Genomic DNA, 20775 nt, shown 5'->3' on the forward strand with positions numbered 1-20775 from the left:
GCGCCGGCAGTGACGGCCGCTGCACTCATTGAGAAGGGGCCGCCCTTCGTCGTCGACAGAGTGTTCCAACAAGGGTCGTCCGCGGACTAGCCGCAAAGAAAAGCACACATGGCAGAACAGCAAGTTGCTCCCGGGCATGCCGATTCCGCGGCTCCGGAGGCCAGCACCCCCGAAACCCACTCTCATGCGGGCTTCTGGACCCTCATGCTCGGCGCCATCGGCGTCGTCTATGGCGATATCGGCACGAGCCCTCTCTACGCCATGCGCGAGACCGTGGCCGCTGCCACCGGCGGACACCATGGAACGCCGGTTCCGCTGACCCGCGAGCTGATCATCAGCATCCTGTCGCTGCTGCTCTGGGCGCTGATCCTGACGGTCAGCGTCAAATACGTGCTGATTCTCCTGCGCGCCGACAACAAGGGCGAAGGCGGCTCCTTGACCCTGGTGGCCCTGACCCAGCTTGCCCTTGGGCGGCGCAGCCTGCCCGTGCTCATAATGGGCATGGCCGGAGCGGCCCTGTTCTATGGCGATGCCGCCATCACCCCCGCCATTTCCGTGCTCTCGGCGTTGGAAGGCCTGAAGCTCGTCGCCCCCTCCTTCGAAAGCTATGTGCTGCCGGGCGCGCTGGCGATTTTGATCGGCCTGTTCGCCGTGCAGAGCCGAGGCACGGGCAAGGTCGCGGCCTTCTTCGGCCCGCTGACCCTCTTGTGGTTCATCACCATGGGTGGCCTCGGCCTGCTCCATATCGCCGACGATTGGGAGGTGTTTCTCGCCTTCAATCCCTATTACGGCGTGCGTTTCCTGGTCACCCATCCGGGAACCGCCTTTGCCATTCTCGGCAGCGTGTGCCTGGCTGTGACGGGTGCGGAAGCGCTCTATGCCGATCTCGGGCATTTCGGCCGCCGCCCGATCCGCGTGGCCTGGGGCACGGTCGTGTTTCCGGCGCTTGCCCTCAATTATCTCGGCCAGGGCGCCCTGGTGCTGTCGAACCCCGACTCCATCGCCAACCCGTTCTTCCTTCTGGCGCCGCCCTGGCTGCTCCTGCCCCTCGTCGTGCTGGCGACGCTCGCCACCATCGTCGCGAGCCAGGCCGTCATCACCGGCGCCTATTCCTTGACGCGGCAGGCGATCCAGCTCGGCCTGCTGCCGCGCCTCGATGTGCGCTTCACCTCCGAGACCCATCAGGGACAGATCTATCTGCCCCGCGTGAACTGGCTGCTGCTGGCCGCCGTCGTGACCCTGGTGATGCTCTTCGGCTCCTCCAGCAACCTCGCCAGCGCCTACGGCATCGCGGTGTTCGGCACCATGGTCGTCACCACCCTTCTCGCCTGCGTCGTCATCAGCCGCAGCTGGGGCTGGGGGCCGGTGAAGACCGGATTGGTGATGATCCCGCTGCTGCTGATCGATCTCACCTTCCTGTCGTCCAACCTCGTGAAGCTCCTGGACGGCGGCTATGTCCCGCTCATCATCGCCGGCATCTTCTTCCTGCTCATGTATACCTGGGTGAAGGGCACGCGCATCCTGTTCGAGAAGACCCGCAAGATCGATGTGCCGCTGGTCGAGCTGGTGCAGATGCTGGAGAAGAGCCCGCCGCACCGTGTGAAAGGCACCGCCGTATTCCTCACGAGCGATCCCGACACCGCGCCGGCAGCCCTGCTTCACAATCTCAAGCACAACAAGGTACTGCACGAGAAGAACGTGATCCTCACCGTGCGCAGCGAGGACATTCCGCGCGTCGAGGACGAGGATCGCGTCGCCATCGCGCATGTGGGCGACTCGTTCTGGCGCATCCGCCTGAGCTACGGCTACATGGAAACGCCGAACATTCCGCGCGGCCTCGCGATCCTGCGCAAGCAGGGCTTCAAGGTCGACATCATGGCGACCTCGTTCTTCCTCTCGCGGCGCTCGATCCGCCCCGCCACCCATTCGGGCATGCCGCTCTGGCAGGACAAGGTGTTCATCAGCCTCGCCAAGTCGGCGAGCGACGCCACGGACTTCTTCCAGATCCCGACCGGGCGCGTGGTGGAAGTCGGAACGCAGGTCACCGTGTAAGTAGGGCTCGTCCCTTTATGAGTTGCCACCACCAGAGCGGGGTGGCAACTTCGTTGCATAACGATCACGCTCCTCCGCCCGAGTCTCGACTGGCTGCCCGCTTATGAAGACGCCCTTGCTCGTGGCTGGTCGCCCAACACGGATCAGGATGTGAGCGCGGAGCAACTGCATCAGCTCCGGCGCGACCCCGAACGCTTTCTCCACGACCTTTATCACAGCCCGACCATTCGGCTTCCCGATGGACGCCATGTTCCGCGTCTGCCGGCGCATGATTTCTGGATCAGCGATGGGGAGTTCTGCGGCCGGATCGGCTTTCGCTTCCAACCCGGCACGGAGGAGCTGCCGCCCACGGCCTATGGTCATATCGGCTACACCATCGTGCCGTGGAAACAGCGTCGCGGTTATGCCTCGCAGGCTCTCGGAATGATCTTATCCGTCGTGCGCTCCGAAGGTTTCTCGCGCGTTCTCATCACCTGCGACGACGACAATGAGGGATCCCGTAAAGTCATCCTCGCCAATGGTGGAGTGCCGGACGGCATGGTGCCTCACCTCGGGCGCCCCGGCCGTTTGAAGCTGCGCTTCTGGGTGCCCGCAGGCGAACCGTGAAACCCTCTCCTTGACCCTGCCATCCATTGCCCGTAACCCACGGAGCTCGCATGGAACACGTTCGTTGAGCACCGCCCCCTCCCCATCCGCCTCCCCCTTCGCCCTGAGCCGCAGCGAGGCGGCGCTGGTCGTCGTCACGATGATCTGGGGCGCGACCTTTCTCGTCGTGCAGCTGGCGCTCGCCGCGAGCGGGCCGCTGTTCTTCGTGGGACTCCGCTTCGGCACGGCGGCATTGATAATGGCGCTCATCGCGGCGCCCGTGCTGCGCGGGCTGACATGGCTCGAGATCAAGGCCGGAATCATGATCGGCGTCGCCATCTTCTTCGGCTACACGCTCCAGACTTACGGGCTGCAATATATCCCCAGCAGCAAATCGGCCTTCATCACGGCGCTCTATGTGCCCATCGTGCCGCTGCTGCAATGGCTCGTCCTGAAGCGCCCGCCGAGCCTCATGGCGTGGTCCGGCGTCGCGCTTGCCTTCATCGGCCTTGCATTGCTCGCTGGGCCCGACGGGACCTCCATTGGCCTCGGGATCGGTGAGGTGCTGACGCTTCTCTGCGCCATCGCCATTTCCGCCGAGATCATCCTCATCGGCGGCTTCGCCGGCAAGGTGGATGCGCGCCGCGTTACAGTGGTGCAATTGGCCACCACCTCGGTTCTCGCCCTCGGCCTGATGGCGCCCCTCGGCGAGTCGCTGCCCGCGCCGTCCTGGCTCCTGATCGGCAGCGCCGTCGGCCTGGGCCTTGCGAGCGCCGGCATCCAGCTGGCGATGAACTGGGCGCAGAAGACCGTCTCGCCCACCCGGGCCACGGTGATCTATGCGGGCGAGCCGGTCTGGGCGGGCATCGTCGGGCGCATCTACGGCGAGCACATGCCCGTCGCCGCCCTGCTCGGCGCGGCCCTGATCGTCGCCGGCGTGATCGTGAGTGAAATGAAGTTGCCGCGCTGGTTCAAAAGGCGCCACTCGGCAAGGGCCTGAACCAACCTGTCAACCTTGGCCATGCAGGCGAAACGGAAAGCCTGCATCGGCGCGTTCGTCGCAGTTGATCCTTGCTGCAATAGAGTTAGTTTGCTGCAAGCAATATTTCTTCACCACCCCTTGGCCTCACATCCTTCATGCAGCGGGCGCTCGGTGTTGGGCAATGACTGCCTGTAGCCTTAGAGATCACGCGCAATGGATGCGAACGAGCCTGTCAATCTGACCAACTGCGATCGCGAGCCGATTCATATTCCCGGGAGCATCCAAGAGCATGGATGCCTGCTTGCCTGCGATACGCAAGCGTCCATGATCCTGCGCCATTCCGCAAACGCACCCGCGATCTTGAGGATAGGCGGCGCGATCAACGGAACTACGATAGAGAATCTTCTCGGGGGCGAAATTGCTCACACCCTGCGCAATGCTCTCGCGACATCAGGCGGCGAGGGCCGGGCCGCCCTCGTGTTCGACCTCGACATCAAGGGCGCGCATTTCGACGTCGCCATTCACCGTTTTCAATCGACCGTCATCATCGAGTTCGAGCCCTCGGCCGCGCGGTTCAGCCAGCCTCTCGACCTCACCCGCGCCTTGATCGGACGCCTGAGCAAGACGGCCGATGTGGAGCGTCTCGTTCGCGAGACAGCGCGCCTCGTGCGGGGGCTGCTCGGCTATGACCGCGTCATGGTCTACCGGTTCGAGCGCGACGGTGCCGGCAAAGTGGTGAGCGAAGCCAAGCGCGGCGATCTCGAAAGTTTTCTCGGCCAGCACTTTCCCGCCAGCGACATTCCCCAGCAGGCGCGCGTTCTCTACCTGCGCAACATCATCCGCATCATCGGCGATGCCGACAGCCGCCAGATCCCGCTGGTGCCGGCGCTCGATGCATCCGGAGAACCCCTCAACCTGTCCTTCGCGCATCTGCGCAGCGTCTCGCCGATCCATTGCGAGTACCTGCGCAACATGGGCGTCGCGGCTTCGATGTCGGTCTCGATCATCATCGGCGGCGAGCTGTGGGGGCTCATCGCCTGCCATCATTACTCGCCCCGCGTCCTGCCCATGGGTCTTCGCGTGGCGGCGGAGGTGTTCGGCGAATTCTTCTCGCTCCACCTCAACGCTCTCCTGCAGCAGCGCAAGCTCGATGTGGCCATGGAGGCGCGCCGCTCACTGGACAGGATCCTGCGGCTGGCATCGCACCAGCCCGATGTGAGCGACATGCTGCGCACGAGCTTGGGCGAACTCAGTCAGATCGTTTCCTGCGATGGTGTCGGTCTCTGGATCGACGGCGTATGGACAGTTCAGGGCGCGGCGCCTCCTGAAGCTGCGATCCCAAGCCTCACGCGCTTCGTCGGCAATGTCGCCGAAGGCAAGGTGTGGGCAACGCACGCCCTGTCGCATCGCCTTGCATCGGCCGAAGACTACCGCGCGCAGGCTTCCGGCGTGATGGCCGTGCCGCTGTCGCAACTGCCGCGCGACTACCTGTTCTTCTTCCGCAAGGAGCAGGCGCAGACGCTCGAATGGGCCGGCAATCCAGACAAAGCCTACAGCAGCGGCCCCATGGGCGACCGCCTGACGCCGCGCAAGAGCTTCGCCATCTGGAAGCAGATCGTCCAGGCGCAATCCCTGCCCTGGACGGAAGCGGACCGCGAGATTGCGGAAGCCACGAGGATCTCCCTCGCCGAAGTCGTGCTGCGCCACGGCGAGCTTCTCGCCGACGAGCGCACCAAGGCCGACGTGCGCCAGCGCATGCTGAACGAGGAGCTCAACCACCGGGTCAAAAACATCCTGGCGATCATCAAGTCCCTCGTCGGGCATCCGGTCGAGGAAGGCCGCGAGCTGAGGGATTATGTCGATTCGCTCCAGGGCCGCATTCAGGCTCTAGCCGTCGCACACGATCAGGTCGTCCGCAGCGGCGGCGGTGGAGAACTGGGCGACCTCCTCGGCGCGGAGCTGACGCCGTATCAGGAACCCAGCACGAGCATCGTGCTTCAAGGCCCTAAAGTGGGACTCGATGCACGCGCCTATTCCGTAATGGCGCTGGTGCTGCATGAACTCTGCACCAACGCCGCGAAATACGGCGCGCTCTCGAATGCCAGAGGCCAGCTTTCCGTGATGTGGAGCCTCGAAGCCGAAGGCGGGTGCCGGATCGTGTGGCGCGAATCCGGCGGCCCTCTCGTGTCGGCTCCCAAGCGTGAAGGCTTCGGCACGGTGCTGATCGACCGCAGCATTCCCTACGATCTCGGCGGAGAAAGCCGCGTCGATTACATGCCCACCGGCGTCGAGGCCATCTTCCACATTCCGCAAAAGCACGTCGTGCAGGTTCTCGCATCGGAGGATGCACGGCCCAAGCGCAAAGCCGCCGCGAAGCGACACGCCGATCTCGCGAATATTTCCCTGCTGCTCGTCGAGGATCAGCTGCTGATCGCGCTCGATGTGGAAGCCATGCTGGGCGAGCGCGGGATCGGCGATGTGACGACGAGCGGAACGGTCTCCGATGCCCTGCGCAAGCTGTCCGAATCGACCCCGAGCGCCGCCATTCTCGACGTCAATCTCGGCAGCGAAACCTCGATCCCGGTCGCGGAAGAGCTGGCGCGGCGCAATATCCCCTTCGTCTTCGCCACCGGCTACGGCGAGAAAGGCATGGTGCCCGCCTCGCTCGCGAATGTCCCCGTCGTGCGCAAACCCTACGATGCGGACAGTCTGGCCGAGGCAGTGATCCAGGTCATCGCCACGTCTCGTTAAACCTGCCGCTCCACCACGAAGCGCACCGCCTCGCGCAAGGTGTCGGCCTTTGCGCCGAACCGGTCGAGCGCGGCATCGGCTTTCTCCACCAGCGCGGCGCATTCGCGCTTCGCGCCCTCCATGCCGAGCAGGTCGACCAGGGTCGCCTTGCCCTTTTCCTGATCCTTGCCGGTGCGCTTGCCGAGCGCCTCTGCGGAAGCCTCCCGGTCGAGGATATCGTCCGCGACCTGGAAGGCTGCGCCCAGCGCCCGCCCGTATTCCACGAGGCGCTTGCGCGAATCCGCATCCGCCCTGCCGATGATCGCGCCTGCTTCCGCCGAGAAGGTGAGGATCGCGCCGGTCTTCATCATCTGGAGCTGGCGCACCTCCGGCTCGCCCATGGAGACTGCGCCATAGCGCCCCTCCGCCGTGAGATCGAGGATCTGCCCGCCCACCATGCCGCCGAGACCCGATGCGCGGGCAAGGCCCAGCACGAGATCGGCGCGGATCGTGGGATCGGAATCGGTCGCGGTTTCCGCCAGCACCTCAAAGGCGAGCGTCTGGAGGGCGTCGCCCACGAGAATCGCGGTGGCCTCGTCATAGGCCTTGTGCACCGTCGGACGCCCACGCCGCAGGTCGTCGTCGTCCATGGAGGGCAGATCGTCATGCACCAGGGAGTAGCAATGCAGGAGCTCGATGGCGGAGCCCGCCCTTAAGGGACCCTCCCCCTCTCGGCCGAAGAGGCGCGCCGCCTCGATGGTGAGGAAAGGCCGCAAGCGCTTGCCGCCGCCCAGCGCCGCATGCCGCATGGCCGCTATCAGGCGCTCGGGCCTGGCAATCTCGCCGTGGGCCGCGTTGTCTGATAGCAAGGCTTCGAGATTAGCCTCGACAAGCCCTGCGGCCTGGTTGAGCCGTGCGGTGAAAGTGCTGGTGGATGGCGACATGATGAGCCCGAATTCGGACGGAGCGGCGGCCACGTCCGAGGAGAAACTTGAAGGAAGGTCGGGGCGTCGCTGGACGCTGCGGCCGGGTCGGGCACGGGGGCCGATGACGGTCTCCCGGTTCCTCCGCCGCGCCGTTCAGATCGGCCTCGGTCTGATTGTCTTATGGGTCGGAGCGGTTCTTTTGCTAGGGCTTCTCTACTGGGTCGTGCCTCCGGTTTCCACCCTCATGTTAGGCCGCTGGCTCACGCTCCAGAGCGTGGAGCGGGATTTCGTGGGCCTCGACGAGATCTCCCCCCACCTGCCGCTTGCCGTGATGACCGCCGAGGACAGCCGGTTCTGTGAGCATGGCGGCGTGGACTGGATCGCCATCCGCGAAGTGGTGGAGGATGCAGACGAGGACGGGCCCTCCCGGGGCGCCTCGACCATTCCCATGCAGGTGGCCAAGAACCTCTTCCTGTGGCCGAGCCGGTCCTATATCCGCAAAGGGCTGGAGATCCCGGTGGCCCTCTATCTCGATCTGATCTGGTCCAAGCGGCAGATGATGGAGGCCTATCTCAACGTGGCCGAGTGGGGCGAAGGCGTCTTCGGCGCGGAGGCCGCGTCCCAGAAATACTTCCGCAAACCGGCCAAGAACCTGACGAGGCATGAGGCCGCCCTCCTCGCGCGGGCCCTGCCGAACCCGCTTGTGCGCAACCCAGGCCGGCCGAGCAATCGCCACCGGGCCCTGGCGGGGCAATTGCAGGCCCGGATGGCGGGCGCGGCCCCCTTCAGCGGGTGTCTGCGGCCTTAAATTCGTAACGAAGGACTAGATATTTCCTCCAGGACCTTGTAAGAGGCGCAACCTCATCAAGTTTGAGATGTGAGCGTTTCCCGGTTAAGCGGGCGCTCCGCTATTTTGACCGGAGACGAGAAATGGCCGTTCCTAAGAGAAAAACGTCGCCTTCGCGGCGCGGCATGCGTCGTTCCGCCGATGCCTTGAAAGCCCCGACCTACAGCGAGGACAAGGACTCCGGCGAGCTGCGCCGCCCTCACCACATCGATCTGAAGACCGGTATGTACCGTGGCCGTCAGGTTCTGAAGGTGAAGGCTGACGCGTAAGCTTACGCGGCATGCGACAAAAAAGACCGGCGCTCAAAGCGCCGGTTTTTTTATGCCCGTAATCCCCAGAGCGCTGCCCCAAGGGCACTGAATCATTGTTTCTTTTTACAGTTCATTAAGTCTGAGCGCCGATCCTACACGCCTTGATATTTCCGAGGCTTAAGGACGGCGCAGACGAGGCGCGCCCCTCTGCCTCACGCGTGTTTTTGAGTACGAGGTGGCGTTATGGCAACGAAGCGGCAGGGCCGGCTGGGGATTTTCCAGGGAGCATCCCGGACACCCCGCAAACAGGCCGCTTCGCCGCTTCCCGGCACCGCCTATGCCTGGGATATGGCCACCGACGCCCTGACCTGGGGGCCGAACGCCACCGAGATCCTCGGTCTCACCAAAAGGGACCTGCCCCGCACCGGCCGCGCCTTCGCGCAGCTCGTCGAGCCCGGCAGCGGCATGGCCCGTTTCGACATCATCGCGGACCAGAACACACCGAACGGCTCCTACGAGACCCGACACGCCCTGCGCCTTGGCCCCGACCAGGTGTTGATGGTGGAGGATTGCGGCCGCTGGCAGCCGAGCGCCCAGGGACACCCCGCTTTCGTGCGTGGCCTGCTGCGAGCCGACCCAGTTCTCGCCATGCAGAATTGCCTACCCGCCCGGATCGCGGCGCGCTCGGACCTGCTGCGGCAGATACAGAACGGCATCAACGAGGCCTTGAGGATTTCCCAGACCTGCACCCTGGTCGTCGGTTCCTTCGACAAGGCCGACAGCATGAATGAGGCGGCCCGCAGGCTCCGCCCGATGATGCGCCGGCACGACGTGTTCGGGATCGTCAGCCCCACCCGCTTCGCGCTCGCCCTCGTCGGCTGCCCTGCCCCGGACACCGTCGGCGCCATGAACCGCATGGCGGGGCTCCTGAAAGGTTGCGGGGACGGCCTGATCCTGGGTGCGGCCTGCGCCCCGGACCACACCTTCCGTGCCCACAAACTCTTCCGTTTTGCCGAGGAGGCGGTGGAGGCAAGCCACCATCGCGGCTCAGACAAGGGCCTCTACGATCCCCGTCCCGCGCCCCGCTCCCGCGCGGTCGTTGAAGCCCCCTTCGACATCGTCACGGCCCTCAACGAGCGCAGCCTCATCCTAGCCACGCGGCCCGTGGTGGACGCCCATACGCGCCAGCCGGCCCTGTCGCAGGCCGTGGCTAGCCTCTCCATGCCCGATGGCGATGCCCTGCCCCTCGGACCCGTGCCGAGCCTGGACGACGCCAACCTCGCGCTGCTCGTGGATGGGCGCATGCTGGAGCTGGCGGCGGACCATCTCGCCCGCAATCCTCATGCACGTCTTTCGCTGCCCATCGCCTCCGCGACCTTGAAGGATTCCGAGTGGCTGCCGATGCTAGCGGCCCATCTCGGCGCCCGCCCCGGCATCGAATCGCGCCTCGTGCTCGAGGTGCCGGAGAGCGCTCTTGCGGGCGACGGCGCGCTTCAGGGCCGCCTGCATGCCATGAAGGCCATCGGCATCGGGCTGGCGCTGTCGGGTTATGGCAAGGGCCATGTTCCGGTGGACCAGCTACGGCACATGCCCTTCGATCTCCTCAAGATCGATGGCGTCTTTATCCAGCCTCTCAAGCGTTCGACACAGGACCGCCTCTACATCCGCACCCTGATCGACCGGGCACAGAACCTCGGCATCGCGGTCGCAACCGAGTGGGTGGACGATGAGATGAGCGCGCGGCTCCTCACGTCCTGGGGCGTGGATTACCTGGAAGGCAGCTATTTCGGCGAGCCCATGGCGATGGCGCAGCCGTCGCCTTTGCGCGACATGCTGGATCGGGCCTGGGGTTAGGGATAATCGACGAGCGTTTTCACACCCTCGACGTCATCACCGGCCTTGTGCCGGTGATCCCGATGCTGTGAGGCGTCGCACTCTTCCGATCGGGATGGCCGGGACAAGCCCGGCCATGACGGAAAAAGCTTCCCCTTAAACCCTACTTCCCGGCGAGCTTGTCCAACTTCGCCTGCATGTCGGCCATCTGGCGCTTCAACGCATCGAGGTCGCCTGCGCCCTGCTCCTGTTCCGGGGCGGTGGGAGCCTTGGAGCCGTTCGTGCCCGGCACTCCGCCCGGAAAGGGCGAGAACATGCGCATGGCTTCCGTGAAGAAGCCCATGTTCTTGCGCACCTGCTCCTCCATGGCCTGAAAGGCTCCGGCGCCGAAGGCGGTGGACATCTGGTCCCGAAGCTTCTGCTGCTCCTGGGATAGATTGTTCATGGAGAATTCGAGATAGCTCGGAACGAGTGCCTGCATGCTGTCGCCATAGAAGCGGATCAGCTGGCGCAGAACGGTGACGGGCAGCAGGTTCTGCCCCTCCTTGTTCTCCTGCTCGAAGATGATCTGGGTCAGGACCGAGCGGGTGATGTCGTCGCCAGATTTCGCGTCATAGACCAAGAAATCCTCGCCCTGGCGCACCATGCCGGCCAGGTCTTCCAGCGTCACATAGGTGGATGTGCCCGTGTGATAGAGGCGGCGGTTGGCATATTTCTTGATGACCGTCGGTTGCTTTTCCGTCGCCATGTGGCCGATACGCTCCTGAAAAAGACACCCGGCAATCTGTGGCAGAATTTAGCCGGTCCTCATTGATTATAAGGCTTATGCCGCGCGATCAAAGCGCCAAAAGTCTAAGGACCCTCCGGCCCCGCTTGCCCAAACGCATCCTTGACTTCCCAGGCTGTGGAGCTTTGATCGAACCAGCACTACATCATCTTCATGTCGAACAGATCAGCACAGGAGAGAGGCATGGCCCAGGACAGCATCGTCATCGTGGGAGCGGCCCGCACACCCGTCGGTTCCTTCAACGGGGCTTTCGCCAACACCACGGCTCACGAATTGGGCGCCATCGCCATCAAGGCCGCTCTGGAGCGCGCGAAGGTGCAGGCCGACGAGGTGGACGAGGTGATCCTCGGCCAGATCCTCACCGCGGGCCAGGGCCAGAACCCGGCCCGTCAGGCCGCCATGGCCGCGGGCGTTCCGCAGGAAAAGACGGCCTGGGGCCTCAACCAGCTCTGCGGCTCGGGCCTGCGCACCGTCGCCATCGGCATGCAGCAGATCGCCAATGGCGATGCGGACATCATCGTGGCCGGCGGCCAGGAATCCATGTCGCTCGCCCCGCACGCCGCCCATATGCGCTCAGGCACCAAGATGGGCGACTTCAAGCTCGCGGACACCATGCTGAAAGACGGCCTGATGGATGCCTTCAACGGCTACCACATGGGCAACACCGCCGAGAACGTGGCCCAGCGCTGGCAGCTGACCCGCGAGGAGCAGGACCAGTTCGCCACCGCCTCGCAGAACAAGGCCGAGGCCGCGCAGAAGGAAGGCCGCTTCAAGGACGAGATCGTGCCTGTCACGATCTCTACCCGCAAGGGCGACATCGTGGTCGATCAGGACGAGTACATCCGCGCCGGCACCACCATCGACTCGCTCGCGAAGCTGAAACCCGCCTTCTCCAAGGAAGGCTCCGTGACAGCGGGCAATGCGTCCGGCATCAATGACGGCGCTGCCGCCGTCGTGCTGATGTCGGAGTCGGAAGCGAAGAAGCGCGGTCTCACCCCGCTCGCGCGCATCGTCTCCTGGGCCACCGCCGGCGTCGATCCCGCCGTCATGGGCACGGGCCCGATTCCCGCCTCGCGCAAGGCGCTCGAGAAGGCCGGCTGGAAAGTCTCCGACCTCGACCTCGTGGAAGCCAACGAAGCCTTCGCGGCGCAGGCGCTCGCGGTCAACAAGGACATGGGCTGGGATCCGTCCATCGTGAACGTCAACGGCGGCGCCATCGCCATCGGCCACCCGATCGGCGCATCGGGCGCGCGCGTGCTCGTGACCCTGTTGCACGAGATGAACCGCCGCGACGCGAAGAAGGGCCTTGCCACCCTCTGCATCGGCGGCGGCATGGGCGTCGCCATGTGCCTTGAAAGGTAAAAGCGGCCGGGAATTCTGAAGACCTCGCGCTGAAACTTTCGCGAGATCGAGGAAAATAAGGCTGTGCGCCCTTCCCCCTTTCACGACTTGTACTAAGCTATGATCGAAGGGCTGCTTCACTTAAGGCGGCCCTTCGACAACGAGGTCTCGAAGAGATCCGCTAGAGCATCGGACCCAAAAGTGGGTTCCACTTTTGGGATCAATCCGATGCTCCACTCTATGGGAGGGCGCATCGTTCGGGCGGAAAACCGGATCCACTTTTCCGCACGATGCGCCAGGGAACAATCTTGGGAAGGAAACTGGCATGGCGCGCGTTGCATTGGTTACGGGCGGAACCCGCGGCATCGGCGCCGCGATTTCCACCGCCCTGAAGCAGGCTGGCTACAAGGTCGCCGCGAATTACGCGGGCAATGACGAGGCGGCCAGTCGGTTCAAGTCCGAGACAGGCATTCCTGTCTTCAAGTTCGACGTATCCGACGCCGCATCCTGCGAGGCAGGCATCCGCTCGGTGGAGGCCGAAATCGGACCCGTCGATATCCTGGTCAACAACGCGGGTATCACCCGCGACGGCATGTTCCACAAAATGTCATTCGAGCAATGGTCCACCGTGATGCGCACCAATCTCGATTCCATGTTCACTTGCACGCGTCCGGTGATCGAGGGCATGCGCGAGCGCGGCTTCGGGCGCATCGTCATCATCTCGTCCATCAACGGCCAGAAGGGCCAGATGGGACAGGCCAATTACTCAGCAGCCAAAGCGGGCGTGGTCGGCTTCGCGAAGGCGCTGGCGCTCGAGAACGCCAACAAGGGCGTCACCGTGAACGTGGTCGCGCCGGGCTACATCGCCACCGAGATGGTGAAGGCGGTGCCCGAGGAAGTGCTGAAATCGAAGATCCTGCCGCTCATCCCCGTGGGCCGCCTCGGCGAGGCCGAAGAAATCGCCCGCGCCGTTCTGTTCCTCGCAGGCGACGATGCGGGCTTCATCACGGGCTCGACCCTGTCGGCCAATGGCGGGCAGTATATGGCTTAAGTTTAATTTGCCATTGAACATGGAAAGCCCTCCCACTGAGGAGGGCTTTCGTTTATTGCGAGCCCCATGACGACTCGCACCGCCACCACCATCGGCCTTATCGCCATTCTGCTCTGGTCCACCCTGGCCCTGTTCACGGCCGCCACGGGTACCATCCCGCCGCTTCAGCTCAATGCCATGTGCTTTCTCATCGGCGGGCTTGTCGGTGTGGCGAGCTGGGTCGTGCGCCCGCAGGGCATCAAGGCTCTCAGGCAGAAACCTGTCGTATGGGCGCTGGGCCTCGGCGGTCTCTTCGGCTACCACGCGCTATATTTCGCGGCCCTGCGCTGGGCGCCGCCGGCGGAATCGGGGCTCATCAATTATCTCTGGCCGCTCCTGATCGTGCTGTTTTCCTCGCTGCTGCCGGGCGAGCATCTGCGGCGCGCGCATCTCGTCGGTGCGCTGCTCGGCTTTCTCGGCGTGATCGTGCTGATCGCGGGACGCGGCGCGCTCGACGCGCGGGCGGAGTACATGCCGGGCTATATCTGCGCCTTCGTCGCGGCCTTCGTGTGGGGCGGCTACTCGGTCCTCTCGCGCCGCTTCGGACAGGTGCCGACCGATGCGGTCGCGGGCTTCTGCCTTGCCACATCCGCGCTCAGCTGGATCGGCCATTTCGCCTTCGAGACGACCGTGTGGCCGGAAACGACGACGCAATGGCTCGCAGTTCTGGCGCTCGGTCTCGGACCGGTCGGCGCGGCCTTCTATGTCTGGGATATCGGCATGAAGCGCGGCGACATCCGCTTCCTCGGCGTCGCATCCTACGCGACGCCCGTGCTCTCGACCCTGCTGCTGGTCCTGGGCGGATATGCGGAGCCTACCCTCACCCTCGCGCTGTCCTGCGGCCTCATCGTCACCGGCGCGCTGGTGGCGACGCTCTCGCCTAAACGGAAGAGCGTCCGGGCATGACCCGGTGGGTATAGCGGTAGGCCGTGCCGAAACCGAGCGCCCCGTAAAGCGAGCGGGCGACCTCGTTCTCCTCGCGCACCTGGAGATAGGACGTATGCGCCCCCTGCTCGCAGCCCCAGGCGATCAGGCTCGACACCACGCGCCGTCCAAGGCCGATGCCGCGCAGGTCGGGCGAGACGACGATGTCGTAAAGCCCGATGTAGCCGCGCTCCACGACGCCGAGGCCCCAGGCCACCGGCTTGTCGTCGAGACTTAAAGTAGCGAAGGCCGTTTTCTGGCGAATGCGTGAGACGATCTGCAGGAGCTTCGCGTCGTCGGACTTGTCGCCGCCATAGGAGTGGGCGGCCTCGCGCACCCAGCGCTTCGAGGGCTGCGGATCCAGCGCCACTTCCGGATCGCGCTCGCAATCCGCGCTGGTGATGGGCGCGGTAAGCACATGCGTGGTCTCGACCTGCTTGAAGCCGCGCAGCTTCAGGCGCTCGTCCGCGTCCGGCGCCTCGATGCCGTTGAGGCGGAAGGTGGGGCGCACATTCGCCTCCACGAAACGCGCGATCATGTAGTCGATGAGCTCGTCATCCAAATTCACGCCGGAGCGGAACGGCGTCGCGGAATTGGCGCGCTTGGAATAGCCGTTGGCAAGACGCAGGATCCAGCCGTCATAGATCTGGTAATCGAAAGAGGGCCAGGCGTTCAAAAGCCTGCTCTCGAGTCCGATGATGAGGCCGTGGTCGCTCATAGGGGTCCTGCCGCTCCTTCGTTGCCAGACCGCATCAGAACCTGTTCTTCCATTCGCGCAAGGCCTGAAACACCTCGACGGTGGAAGCGCCTTCCTTATGAACGGTTTTCGCGACCTCAGGCTCCCCTGCCCTCAGGAAAGGATTGGTCGCCTTCTCTTGGCCCATCGTGGAGGGCACCAGGAAGCGCCCTTCCGCCTTCGCCTGCTCGGCCTCTTTCGCTCTCGCCTTCAGGGCTTCGTTGTTCGGATCGGCGGCAAGCGCGAAACGGGCATTCGAGAGAACGTAATCGTGGCCCGAATAAACCTTCGCCTCGTCCGGCAACGCCGCCAGCCGCTGAAGCGAATGCCAGAACTCGGCATAGGTGCCCTCGAACATGCGTCCGCAACCCAACGTGAAAAGCGTGTCGCCTGCGAACAATGCCCGGTCCGCAGCGAACCAGTATGATACGTGATCGAGGCAATGGCCCGGCGTTTCCCACACATGCGCCTGCAGATTGCCCACCACGACCGTATCGCCCTCGCGCACATAGGCATCCGCATGGGGCACGGCTTCGCGAGCCTTCACCGGCGCCACCACCCGGCAGCCGGTACGGCGCTTCAGGCCCTCGACGCCCTGCACGTGATCGCTGTGACGATGGGTGACGAGAATGTCCGTGAGCTGCCAGCCCTTCTCGGCGAGGGCCGCGAGGATCGGCCCCTCCTCCGGCGCGTCGATGGCGGCGCAGGCGCCCGTATTGGGATCGTGGATCAGAACACCGATATTGTCCTGAAGGCAGAGAAAGGCGTGAATCTGGGCTGACATCGAGGAACCTTGTCTTGATGTGCTCTGAGCTATCATGGAACAGTTAGGCCAAGAAACCAGATCTCGGAAACCAGATCTCGGAAACCGGATCCCGAACGAATATCAGGCATTGCCGGCACGGATCGAAAGGCATTCTGACGAGCCCATGAGCATTCATATCCCATGAGCATCGACATCACCGACCTGCGCAGCTTCTATGCGAGCCCTCTCGGGGCCGTGACGCGCCGCTATGTCGGACGGGCCATCGACCGCTTCTGGGGTCCGCTGACGGGCCTGCGCGTGCTCGGCCTCGGCTATGCCCCGCCCTACCTGCTCCATGTAAGAAGCCAGTGCGAGAGGGCGCTCGCCTTCATGCCCGCGAACCAGGGCGTGGTGAACTGGCCGAGCACCGGAGCCTCCGCTTCGGCCCTCGTCGATCCGCTGATGATGCCCCTGCCGGATTCCTCCATCGATAGGGTGCTCGTGGTCCATGCTCTGGAGACGGTGGAGAGCCCGACCGAGCTGCTCCACGAGATCTGGCGAATTCTCACTCCCGGCGGGCGGATCATCCTGGTCGCCCCCAACCGGCGGGGCCTGTGGGCCCGCATGGACACCACCCCCTTCGGCTATGGCCAGCCCTATAGCCGCTCGCAGCTGAAAAGCCTCATGCGCCAGACCTGGTTCTCGCCGGAAGGCTGGGCCGAGACCCTCTACATGCCGCCCCTGACGAGCCGCCTCCTCCTGCGCACCGCCCAGGTCTGGGAAGGGATCGGGGTCGGCTTTTCCATGCCCTTCGCGGGTCTCCATATCGTGGAAGCCACCAAGCAGCTCTACCGCCCTGGAACTGTCCAGGCGGTGCGGCGTTCACGACGGTTCTCGCCGGTTTTCGTACCGTCACCAGCCTCACAGGTGACGCGTTCTTCCTTGATTTCGCCGGGTTTTAGGGGAGTAAAGCAGGGCCCAACTTGACTTGATCACCCTAAATCGCCAGTGTCCGCCCGCTCCAGCGAAGCTATTCAGTCACGCTGGCCTTCCATTTTTCCATAGAGTCTGATGCGCAGTTATCTCGATTTCGAAAAGCCTGTCGCCGAACTTGAGGCGAAGGTCGAAGAGCTTCGGGCCCTCGGTGAGAACCGGGATGCCGTCTCCATTACCGACGACATCACCCGGTTGGAAACCAAGGCCGCCGACGCCCTGAAGGACCTTTATGCCAAGCTTACCCCCTGGCAGAAGACCCTCGTCGCGCGCCATCCGCAGCGGCCCCATTTCATCGATTACTGCGCTGGGCTCATCACCGAGTTCACGCCCCTCGCCGGCGACCGCAAATTCGCCGAGGACGAGGCCATCGTGGGCGGCTTCGGCCGCTTCCGGGGCCAGCCGGTCTGCGTGATGGGCCAGGAAAAGGGCCACAACACCGAAACCCGCATCCGGCACAATTTCGGCATGGCCCGCCCCGAGGGCTACCGCAAGGCCGTGCGTCTGATGGAAATGGCGGATCGGTTCAGCCTGCCCGTCCTCTCCTTCGTGGACACCGCCGGCGCCTATCCGGGCATTGAAGCGGAGGAGCGCGGCCAGGCCGAGGCCATCGCCCGCTCCACCGAGGCGCAGCTGGGTCTCGGCGTTCCCAACATCTCCCTCGTCATCGGCGAGGGCGGATCGGGCGGCGCCATTGCGATCGCCACCGCCAACAAGGTGCTGATGATGGAGCATGCCATCTACAGTGTGATCTCGCCGGAGGGCGCGGCCTCTATCCTGTGGCGCGACGCAGCGCGCGCTCAGGATGCCGCCACCAACATGAAGATCACCGCCCAGGACCTCCAGCGGCTCGGCATCATCGACAGCATCGTCACCGAGCCCGTCGGCGGCGCCCACCGGGACCCGCAGGCCGCCATCCAGGCCGCCGGCAACGCCATCGAGGAAGCCCTCAACGACCTCGGCAATATGGGCCCCGCCGAACTGCGCGACCATCGGGCCGAGAAGTTCCTCAATATCGGCCGCAAGCTCTAAAAGAGAGCGGAAGCCTTTTTCGGTTCAAGGCCGCGCCCACGGGTGCGGCCATTTTGCTGTCCACAGGATCGATTTCTTCAAAAGAGATGATTCATCAGAGACTTCGCCGCAGCTTGGCAGGAGCAAAAATTCTTTTGGGCAGGGGAATTTACCTCTCTTTAACCATGACTTCATTGCGTCCCCGCTTGCAGTAAGAGCCAGTTAAGGCTAACGATTTAAGGATACAGGGGAACTGTCAGGCACAATGCCGGCAGATCAAAATTGCGGGGTCCCCCATGATGAAGCGTATCGCATTGGCCGCGAGCCTGGTGCTCGCGCTTGCTGCCTGCCAGGACGGCAATCTCTCTCAAGGCTCCACACGTCATCTTCAGCCGATTCCGCCTGCCACCATGGCGCTGATGTCCACCAAGGGGATGTCCAAGAGCGATCCCATCCTGGTCCGAGCCTACAAGAAGGAATCGGAGCTGGAGATCTGGAAGCGCGGCGCCGACGGCAAATACGCCCTGCTCAAGACCTACCCCGTCTGCCGCTGGTCCGGCCAGCTTGGTCCCAAGACCCGCGAGGGCGACCGCCAGGTGCCGGAAGGCTTCTACACGGTCACCCCGGCGCAGATGAACCCGAATTCCAATTTCTATCTGTCGTTCGATACCGGCTATCCGAACGCTTACGACCGCTCGCTCGGCCGTAACGGCGGCGATATCATGGTCCATGGCTCATGCTCTTCGCGCGGCTGCTTCGCCATGACGGACGAGAACGTGGCCGAGATTTACGCCATCGCCCGCGACGCCCTCGCGTCTGGCCAGCGCGGCTTCCAGTTCCAGTCCTATCCATTCCGGATGACGGCCCAGAACCTGGCCAAGCACCGCCTCGATCCGAACATCGCCTTCTGGAAGAACCTGAAGGAAGGCTCCGATACCTTCGACGTGACGAAGGACGAGCTGCGCGTGGCCTTCTCCGGCAAGCGCTACCTGTTCAACGCCGACGAGACGGTGACCGCCGCCGTCATGCACAAGCAGCAACAGGATGAGCAGGAAGTGGCCAATCTGGTGTCCAAGGGCACCAAGCCGGTCAAGCTCGTCTATCATGACGGCGACACGCACGAGTCCTTCCGCACGGCGCTCGCCAACGCCTCCGGCGTGACCGACAGCAAGCTCGGCTACATCAGCCGCACCGAGGGCATCGCCTCCGGTCCGCAGCAGATTGCGCTCGATGACAGCGGCCGCGAGACCATCGACACTCCGTCCACGGCTCTGGCCTTCGCCTCCATGCGGGAAGCGCCTGCCGAGACGCCTGAGCCCATGGTCGCCCGCGCTGCCGCACAGCCTGCCGCACCGGCTCCGGTGGTGACGGCTTTCGCGGCACCCGCCGCTTCGCAGGAGACGCCCTTCTACAAGAAGATGTTCAGCAATGTGACGGACCTCTTCAGCTCCTCGGCTTCGCAACCTGTCGCCGAGACGGCCCAGGTCGCTCCCGTCGCCCCGGTTGTGTCTCCGACCCTTCGCACGATGCCGATCCAGAAGCCTGTGCCTCAGAAGCGGGTGCAGGCCTCCTCCCCGGTTAATATGGCTGCGGCCAACTAAGCAGCCTTTCAGCATCGCAATACAAAAGCCCGCCGAATGGCGGGCTTTTTGTTGGCTGAAGGGAAGCGCTACGGTCTCGATTCCACATGGGGCTCGAGCCCACTCGAACGCGTCCTCCTTCCCGTTCCGACCAATCCAGCCGTCGTTCAACTTTCTTCGCATGTTCGGAACCGTCCACGGGGAAGCTCCATTGTCACGGTTGCAGCTCCGCTGCGATCCTTCAGCGGAGGCCATGCCCATTGCCCCTTTCGAACGCGCAGGATTATCCGCTCTGGATCAATGTTGGGATCTTCCTCGCTGCGGCCGTGATGGTCTGGATCGCCGGTACGCGGCTCACGCATGCGCTCGATGCCATCACCGTCAAGACCGGCTGGGGACAGGCTTTCGTAGGTATGCTGCTTCTCGGCGGCATTACATCCCTGCCTGAAATCGCCAACACGATCACCTCGTCCGTCGCCGGCAATCCCGCGCTCGCGGTCAACAATCTTCTCGGCAGCGCAGCCATCAACGTTCTGCTGCTTGCCGTCGCGGATGCCTTCATCGGGCGCGATGCCGTGACCTCCGCCGTCGCGCGCCCTTCCACGCTGATGATGGCCACCCTGTGCATACTGGTGCTCATCACGGTCGCCGCGGCGATCACGGTGACGGATGTTCCCGTCATGGGCGTCGGCATCTGGTCCATCGCGCTCTGCGCGCTCAGCATCGGCTTCTTCGCACTCTCCGTCGGCTACAACGAGCGCGCGCCCTGGACCGTGAAGGATGTGGAGGACGAGCTCCACGAAGAAGACAGCGAGGATGCCGACAAAAGGTCCATGCGCTCGCTCGTGATCACGAGCGCGGTGACCGGCGCCATCATCTTCGTGGCAGGTTTCGCCCTGGCCCAAACGGGCGATGCGCTTGCGGAGCAGACGGGCATCGGCACGGGCATGGTGGGCTTTGCCCTCATCGGTCTCTCGACCTCCATGCCGGAACTAAGCTCGATCATCGCAGCCCTTCGGCTGAAGCGCTACGAGATGGCGTTCGGCCAGGTTCTCGGCACCAACTTCGTCAACCTGTCGCTGATCCTCCTCGGCGACGCCGTGTTTACCGGCGGGCCATTGATCAACGAACTCTCGCGCTTCGAGACCGTCTCGGCGCTTCTCGGCGCGGTGCTGACCGGCATCTTCCTCGTCGGCCTTTTGGAACGGCGCAATCCTACCATCATGAAGATGGGCTGGGATTCGTTCGCCGTCATCGTGCTCTTCTTCGGCGGTCTTGCCGTGCTCTACGCGGTGGAGTGAGGCCTCAAGGTCACGCGCCATAGCCGGGGCCTGACCCGCTCAACCCAGAGGCTGGCTCATA

The 20775-nt window shown here is 64.1% G+C and carries 18 protein-coding genes; 14 read left to right on the forward strand and 4 right to left on the reverse strand.

Annotation, left to right across the window (positions count from 1 at the left end; all coding sequences use genetic code 11):
* Positions 1–108: 108 nt before the first annotated feature.
* From AB4Y85_RS10625 to AB4Y85_RS10640, 4 genes are all read left to right on the forward strand, one after another.
* Positions 109–2052 (forward strand): potassium transporter Kup, encoded by a 1944-nt coding sequence (locus AB4Y85_RS10625; RefSeq protein ID WP_441984860.1) that lies wholly within the window; start codon positions 109–111, stop codon positions 2050–2052.
* Between the two features lie 150 nt (positions 2053–2202).
* A complete protein-coding gene (locus tag AB4Y85_RS10630; protein WP_441984861.1) occupies positions 2203–2658 on the forward strand; it encodes a GNAT family N-acetyltransferase in 456 nt (151 codons plus the stop codon).
* A 64-nt stretch (positions 2659–2722) separates the two neighbouring features.
* On the forward strand, positions 2723–3637 hold the full coding sequence (locus AB4Y85_RS10635; RefSeq protein ID WP_441984862.1) for a DMT family transporter: 915 nt from the start codon (positions 2723–2725) through the stop codon (positions 3635–3637).
* A 195-nt stretch (positions 3638–3832) separates the two neighbouring features.
* Positions 3833–6370, forward strand: a complete 2538-nt coding sequence (locus AB4Y85_RS10640) for an HWE histidine kinase domain-containing protein (RefSeq protein ID WP_441984863.1) — start codon at positions 3833–3835, stop codon at positions 6368–6370.
* On the opposite strand, the gene AB4Y85_RS10645 is transcribed toward AB4Y85_RS10640, so the two are convergent.
* Positions 6367–7293: a polyprenyl synthetase family protein gene (locus AB4Y85_RS10645; RefSeq protein WP_441984864.1), complete on the reverse strand. Its 927-nt coding sequence runs from the start codon at positions 7291–7293 to the stop codon at positions 6367–6369. The two genes, AB4Y85_RS10640 and AB4Y85_RS10645, sit on opposite strands and share 4 nt — an antisense overlap.
* 103 nt (positions 7294–7396) lie before the next feature.
* Here AB4Y85_RS10645 and mtgA point away from each other — a divergent pair, with 103 nt between their 5' ends.
* From mtgA to AB4Y85_RS10660, 3 genes are all read left to right on the forward strand, one after another.
* The gene (gene mtgA / locus AB4Y85_RS10650) at positions 7397–8083 is read left to right on the forward strand and encodes a monofunctional biosynthetic peptidoglycan transglycosylase (protein WP_441984926.1); all 687 of its coding nucleotides are present in this window, start codon (positions 7397–7399) and stop codon (positions 8081–8083) included.
* 122 nt (positions 8084–8205) lie between these two features.
* Positions 8206–8391: a 50S ribosomal protein L32 gene (rpmF, locus tag AB4Y85_RS10655; RefSeq protein ID WP_202065583.1), complete on the forward strand. Its 186-nt coding sequence runs from the start codon at positions 8206–8208 to the stop codon at positions 8389–8391.
* A 225-nt stretch (positions 8392–8616) separates the two neighbouring features.
* Positions 8617–10227 carry a GGDEF domain-containing protein gene (locus AB4Y85_RS10660; protein WP_441984865.1) on the forward strand — a complete coding sequence of 537 codons (1611 nt, stop codon included), beginning with the start codon at positions 8617–8619 and terminating at the stop codon, positions 10225–10227.
* Positions 10228–10369: 142 nt separating this feature from the next.
* On the opposite strand, the gene phaR is transcribed toward AB4Y85_RS10660, so the two are convergent.
* The gene (gene phaR, locus AB4Y85_RS10665; protein WP_441984866.1) at positions 10370–10954 is read right to left on the reverse strand and encodes a polyhydroxyalkanoate synthesis repressor PhaR; all 585 of its coding nucleotides are present in this window, start codon (positions 10952–10954) and stop codon (positions 10370–10372) included.
* 222 nt (positions 10955–11176) lie between these two features.
* On the opposite strand from phaR, the gene AB4Y85_RS10670 reads away from it, so the two are divergent.
* From AB4Y85_RS10670 to yddG, 3 genes are all read left to right on the forward strand, one after another.
* Positions 11177–12355 carry an acetyl-CoA C-acetyltransferase gene (locus AB4Y85_RS10670; protein WP_441984867.1) on the forward strand — a complete coding sequence of 393 codons (1179 nt, stop codon included), beginning with the start codon at positions 11177–11179 and terminating at the stop codon, positions 12353–12355.
* 304 nt (positions 12356–12659) lie between these two features.
* Positions 12660–13385 (forward strand): acetoacetyl-CoA reductase, encoded by a 726-nt coding sequence (gene phbB / locus AB4Y85_RS10675; protein ID WP_441984868.1) that lies wholly within the window; start codon positions 12660–12662, stop codon positions 13383–13385.
* Between the two features lie 66 nt (positions 13386–13451).
* The gene (yddG, locus tag AB4Y85_RS10680; RefSeq protein WP_441984869.1) at positions 13452–14330 is read left to right on the forward strand and encodes an aromatic amino acid exporter YddG; all 879 of its coding nucleotides are present in this window, start codon (positions 13452–13454) and stop codon (positions 14328–14330) included.
* On the opposite strand, the gene AB4Y85_RS10685 is transcribed toward yddG, so the two are convergent.
* Together AB4Y85_RS10685 and gloB are read right to left on the reverse strand one after the other, a co-directional pair.
* Complete coding sequence (locus AB4Y85_RS10685) at positions 14305–15066, reverse strand: GNAT family N-acetyltransferase (RefSeq protein ID WP_441984870.1); 762 nt, start codon at positions 15064–15066, stop codon at positions 14305–14307. The two genes, yddG and AB4Y85_RS10685, sit on opposite strands and share 26 nt — an antisense overlap.
* Before the next feature lie 34 nt (positions 15067–15100).
* Positions 15101–15868, reverse strand: coding sequence for a hydroxyacylglutathione hydrolase (gloB, locus tag AB4Y85_RS10690; protein ID WP_441984871.1), 768 nt, complete (start codon positions 15866–15868; stop codon positions 15101–15103).
* A gap of 162 nt (positions 15869–16030) precedes the next feature.
* On the opposite strand from gloB, the gene AB4Y85_RS10695 reads away from it, so the two are divergent.
* The 4 genes from AB4Y85_RS10695 (at position 16031) to AB4Y85_RS10710 (ending at position 20714) form a co-directional block, all read left to right on the forward strand.
* Positions 16031–16816: a methyltransferase domain-containing protein gene (locus AB4Y85_RS10695; protein ID WP_441984872.1), complete on the forward strand. Its 786-nt coding sequence runs from the start codon at positions 16031–16033 to the stop codon at positions 16814–16816.
* Between the two features lie 84 nt (positions 16817–16900).
* The gene (locus AB4Y85_RS10700) at positions 16901–17854 is read left to right on the forward strand and encodes an acetyl-CoA carboxylase carboxyltransferase subunit alpha (protein ID WP_441984873.1); all 954 of its coding nucleotides are present in this window, start codon (positions 16901–16903) and stop codon (positions 17852–17854) included.
* A gap of 275 nt (positions 17855–18129) precedes the next feature.
* A complete protein-coding gene (locus tag AB4Y85_RS10705; RefSeq protein ID WP_441984874.1) occupies positions 18130–19434 on the forward strand; it encodes a L,D-transpeptidase family protein in 1305 nt (434 codons plus the stop codon).
* Positions 19435–19673: 239 nt separating this feature from the next.
* Positions 19674–20714: a sodium:calcium antiporter gene (locus AB4Y85_RS10710; RefSeq protein WP_441984875.1), complete on the forward strand. Its 1041-nt coding sequence runs from the start codon at positions 19674–19676 to the stop codon at positions 20712–20714.
* Positions 20715–20775 lie beyond the last annotated feature (61 nt).

This window comes from Microvirga sp. 2YAF29 (assembly GCF_052114605.1).
Taxonomy (GTDB): domain Bacteria; phylum Pseudomonadota; class Alphaproteobacteria; order Rhizobiales; family Beijerinckiaceae; genus Microvirga.

Bases quoted from the DNA above. Each gene is read 5' to 3' on its own strand.
- AB4Y85_RS10625 (WP_441984860.1), top strand. From the start codon at position 109: ATGGCAGAACAGCAAGTTGCTCCCGGGCATGCCGATTCCGCGGCTCCG.
- AB4Y85_RS10640 (WP_441984863.1), top strand. From the start codon at position 3,833: ATGGATGCGAACGAGCCTGTCAATCTGACCAACTGCGATCGCGAGCCG.
- AB4Y85_RS10645 (WP_441984864.1), bottom strand. From the start codon at position 7,293: ATGTCGCCATCCACCAGCACTTTCACCGCACGGCTCAACCAGGCCGCA.
- mtgA (WP_441984926.1), top strand. From the start codon at position 7,397: ATGACGGTCTCCCGGTTCCTCCGCCGCGCCGTTCAGATCGGCCTCGGT.
- rpmF (WP_202065583.1), top strand. From the start codon at position 8,206: ATGGCCGTTCCTAAGAGAAAAACGTCGCCTTCGCGGCGCGGCATGCGT.
- AB4Y85_RS10660 (WP_441984865.1), top strand. From the start codon at position 8,617: ATGGCAACGAAGCGGCAGGGCCGGCTGGGGATTTTCCAGGGAGCATCC.
- phaR (WP_441984866.1), bottom strand. From the start codon at position 10,954: ATGGCGACGGAAAAGCAACCGACGGTCATCAAGAAATATGCCAACCGC.
- AB4Y85_RS10670 (WP_441984867.1), top strand. From the start codon at position 11,177: ATGGCCCAGGACAGCATCGTCATCGTGGGAGCGGCCCGCACACCCGTC.
- phbB (WP_441984868.1), top strand. From the start codon at position 12,660: ATGGCGCGCGTTGCATTGGTTACGGGCGGAACCCGCGGCATCGGCGCC.
- yddG (WP_441984869.1), top strand. From the start codon at position 13,452: ATGACGACTCGCACCGCCACCACCATCGGCCTTATCGCCATTCTGCTC.
- AB4Y85_RS10685 (WP_441984870.1), bottom strand. From the start codon at position 15,066: ATGAGCGACCACGGCCTCATCATCGGACTCGAGAGCAGGCTTTTGAAC.
- gloB (WP_441984871.1), bottom strand. From the start codon at position 15,868: ATGTCAGCCCAGATTCACGCCTTTCTCTGCCTTCAGGACAATATCGGT.
- AB4Y85_RS10695 (WP_441984872.1), top strand. From the start codon at position 16,031: ATGAGCATCGACATCACCGACCTGCGCAGCTTCTATGCGAGCCCTCTC.
- AB4Y85_RS10700 (WP_441984873.1), top strand. From the start codon at position 16,901: ATGCGCAGTTATCTCGATTTCGAAAAGCCTGTCGCCGAACTTGAGGCG.
- AB4Y85_RS10705 (WP_441984874.1), top strand. From the start codon at position 18,130: ATGATGAAGCGTATCGCATTGGCCGCGAGCCTGGTGCTCGCGCTTGCT.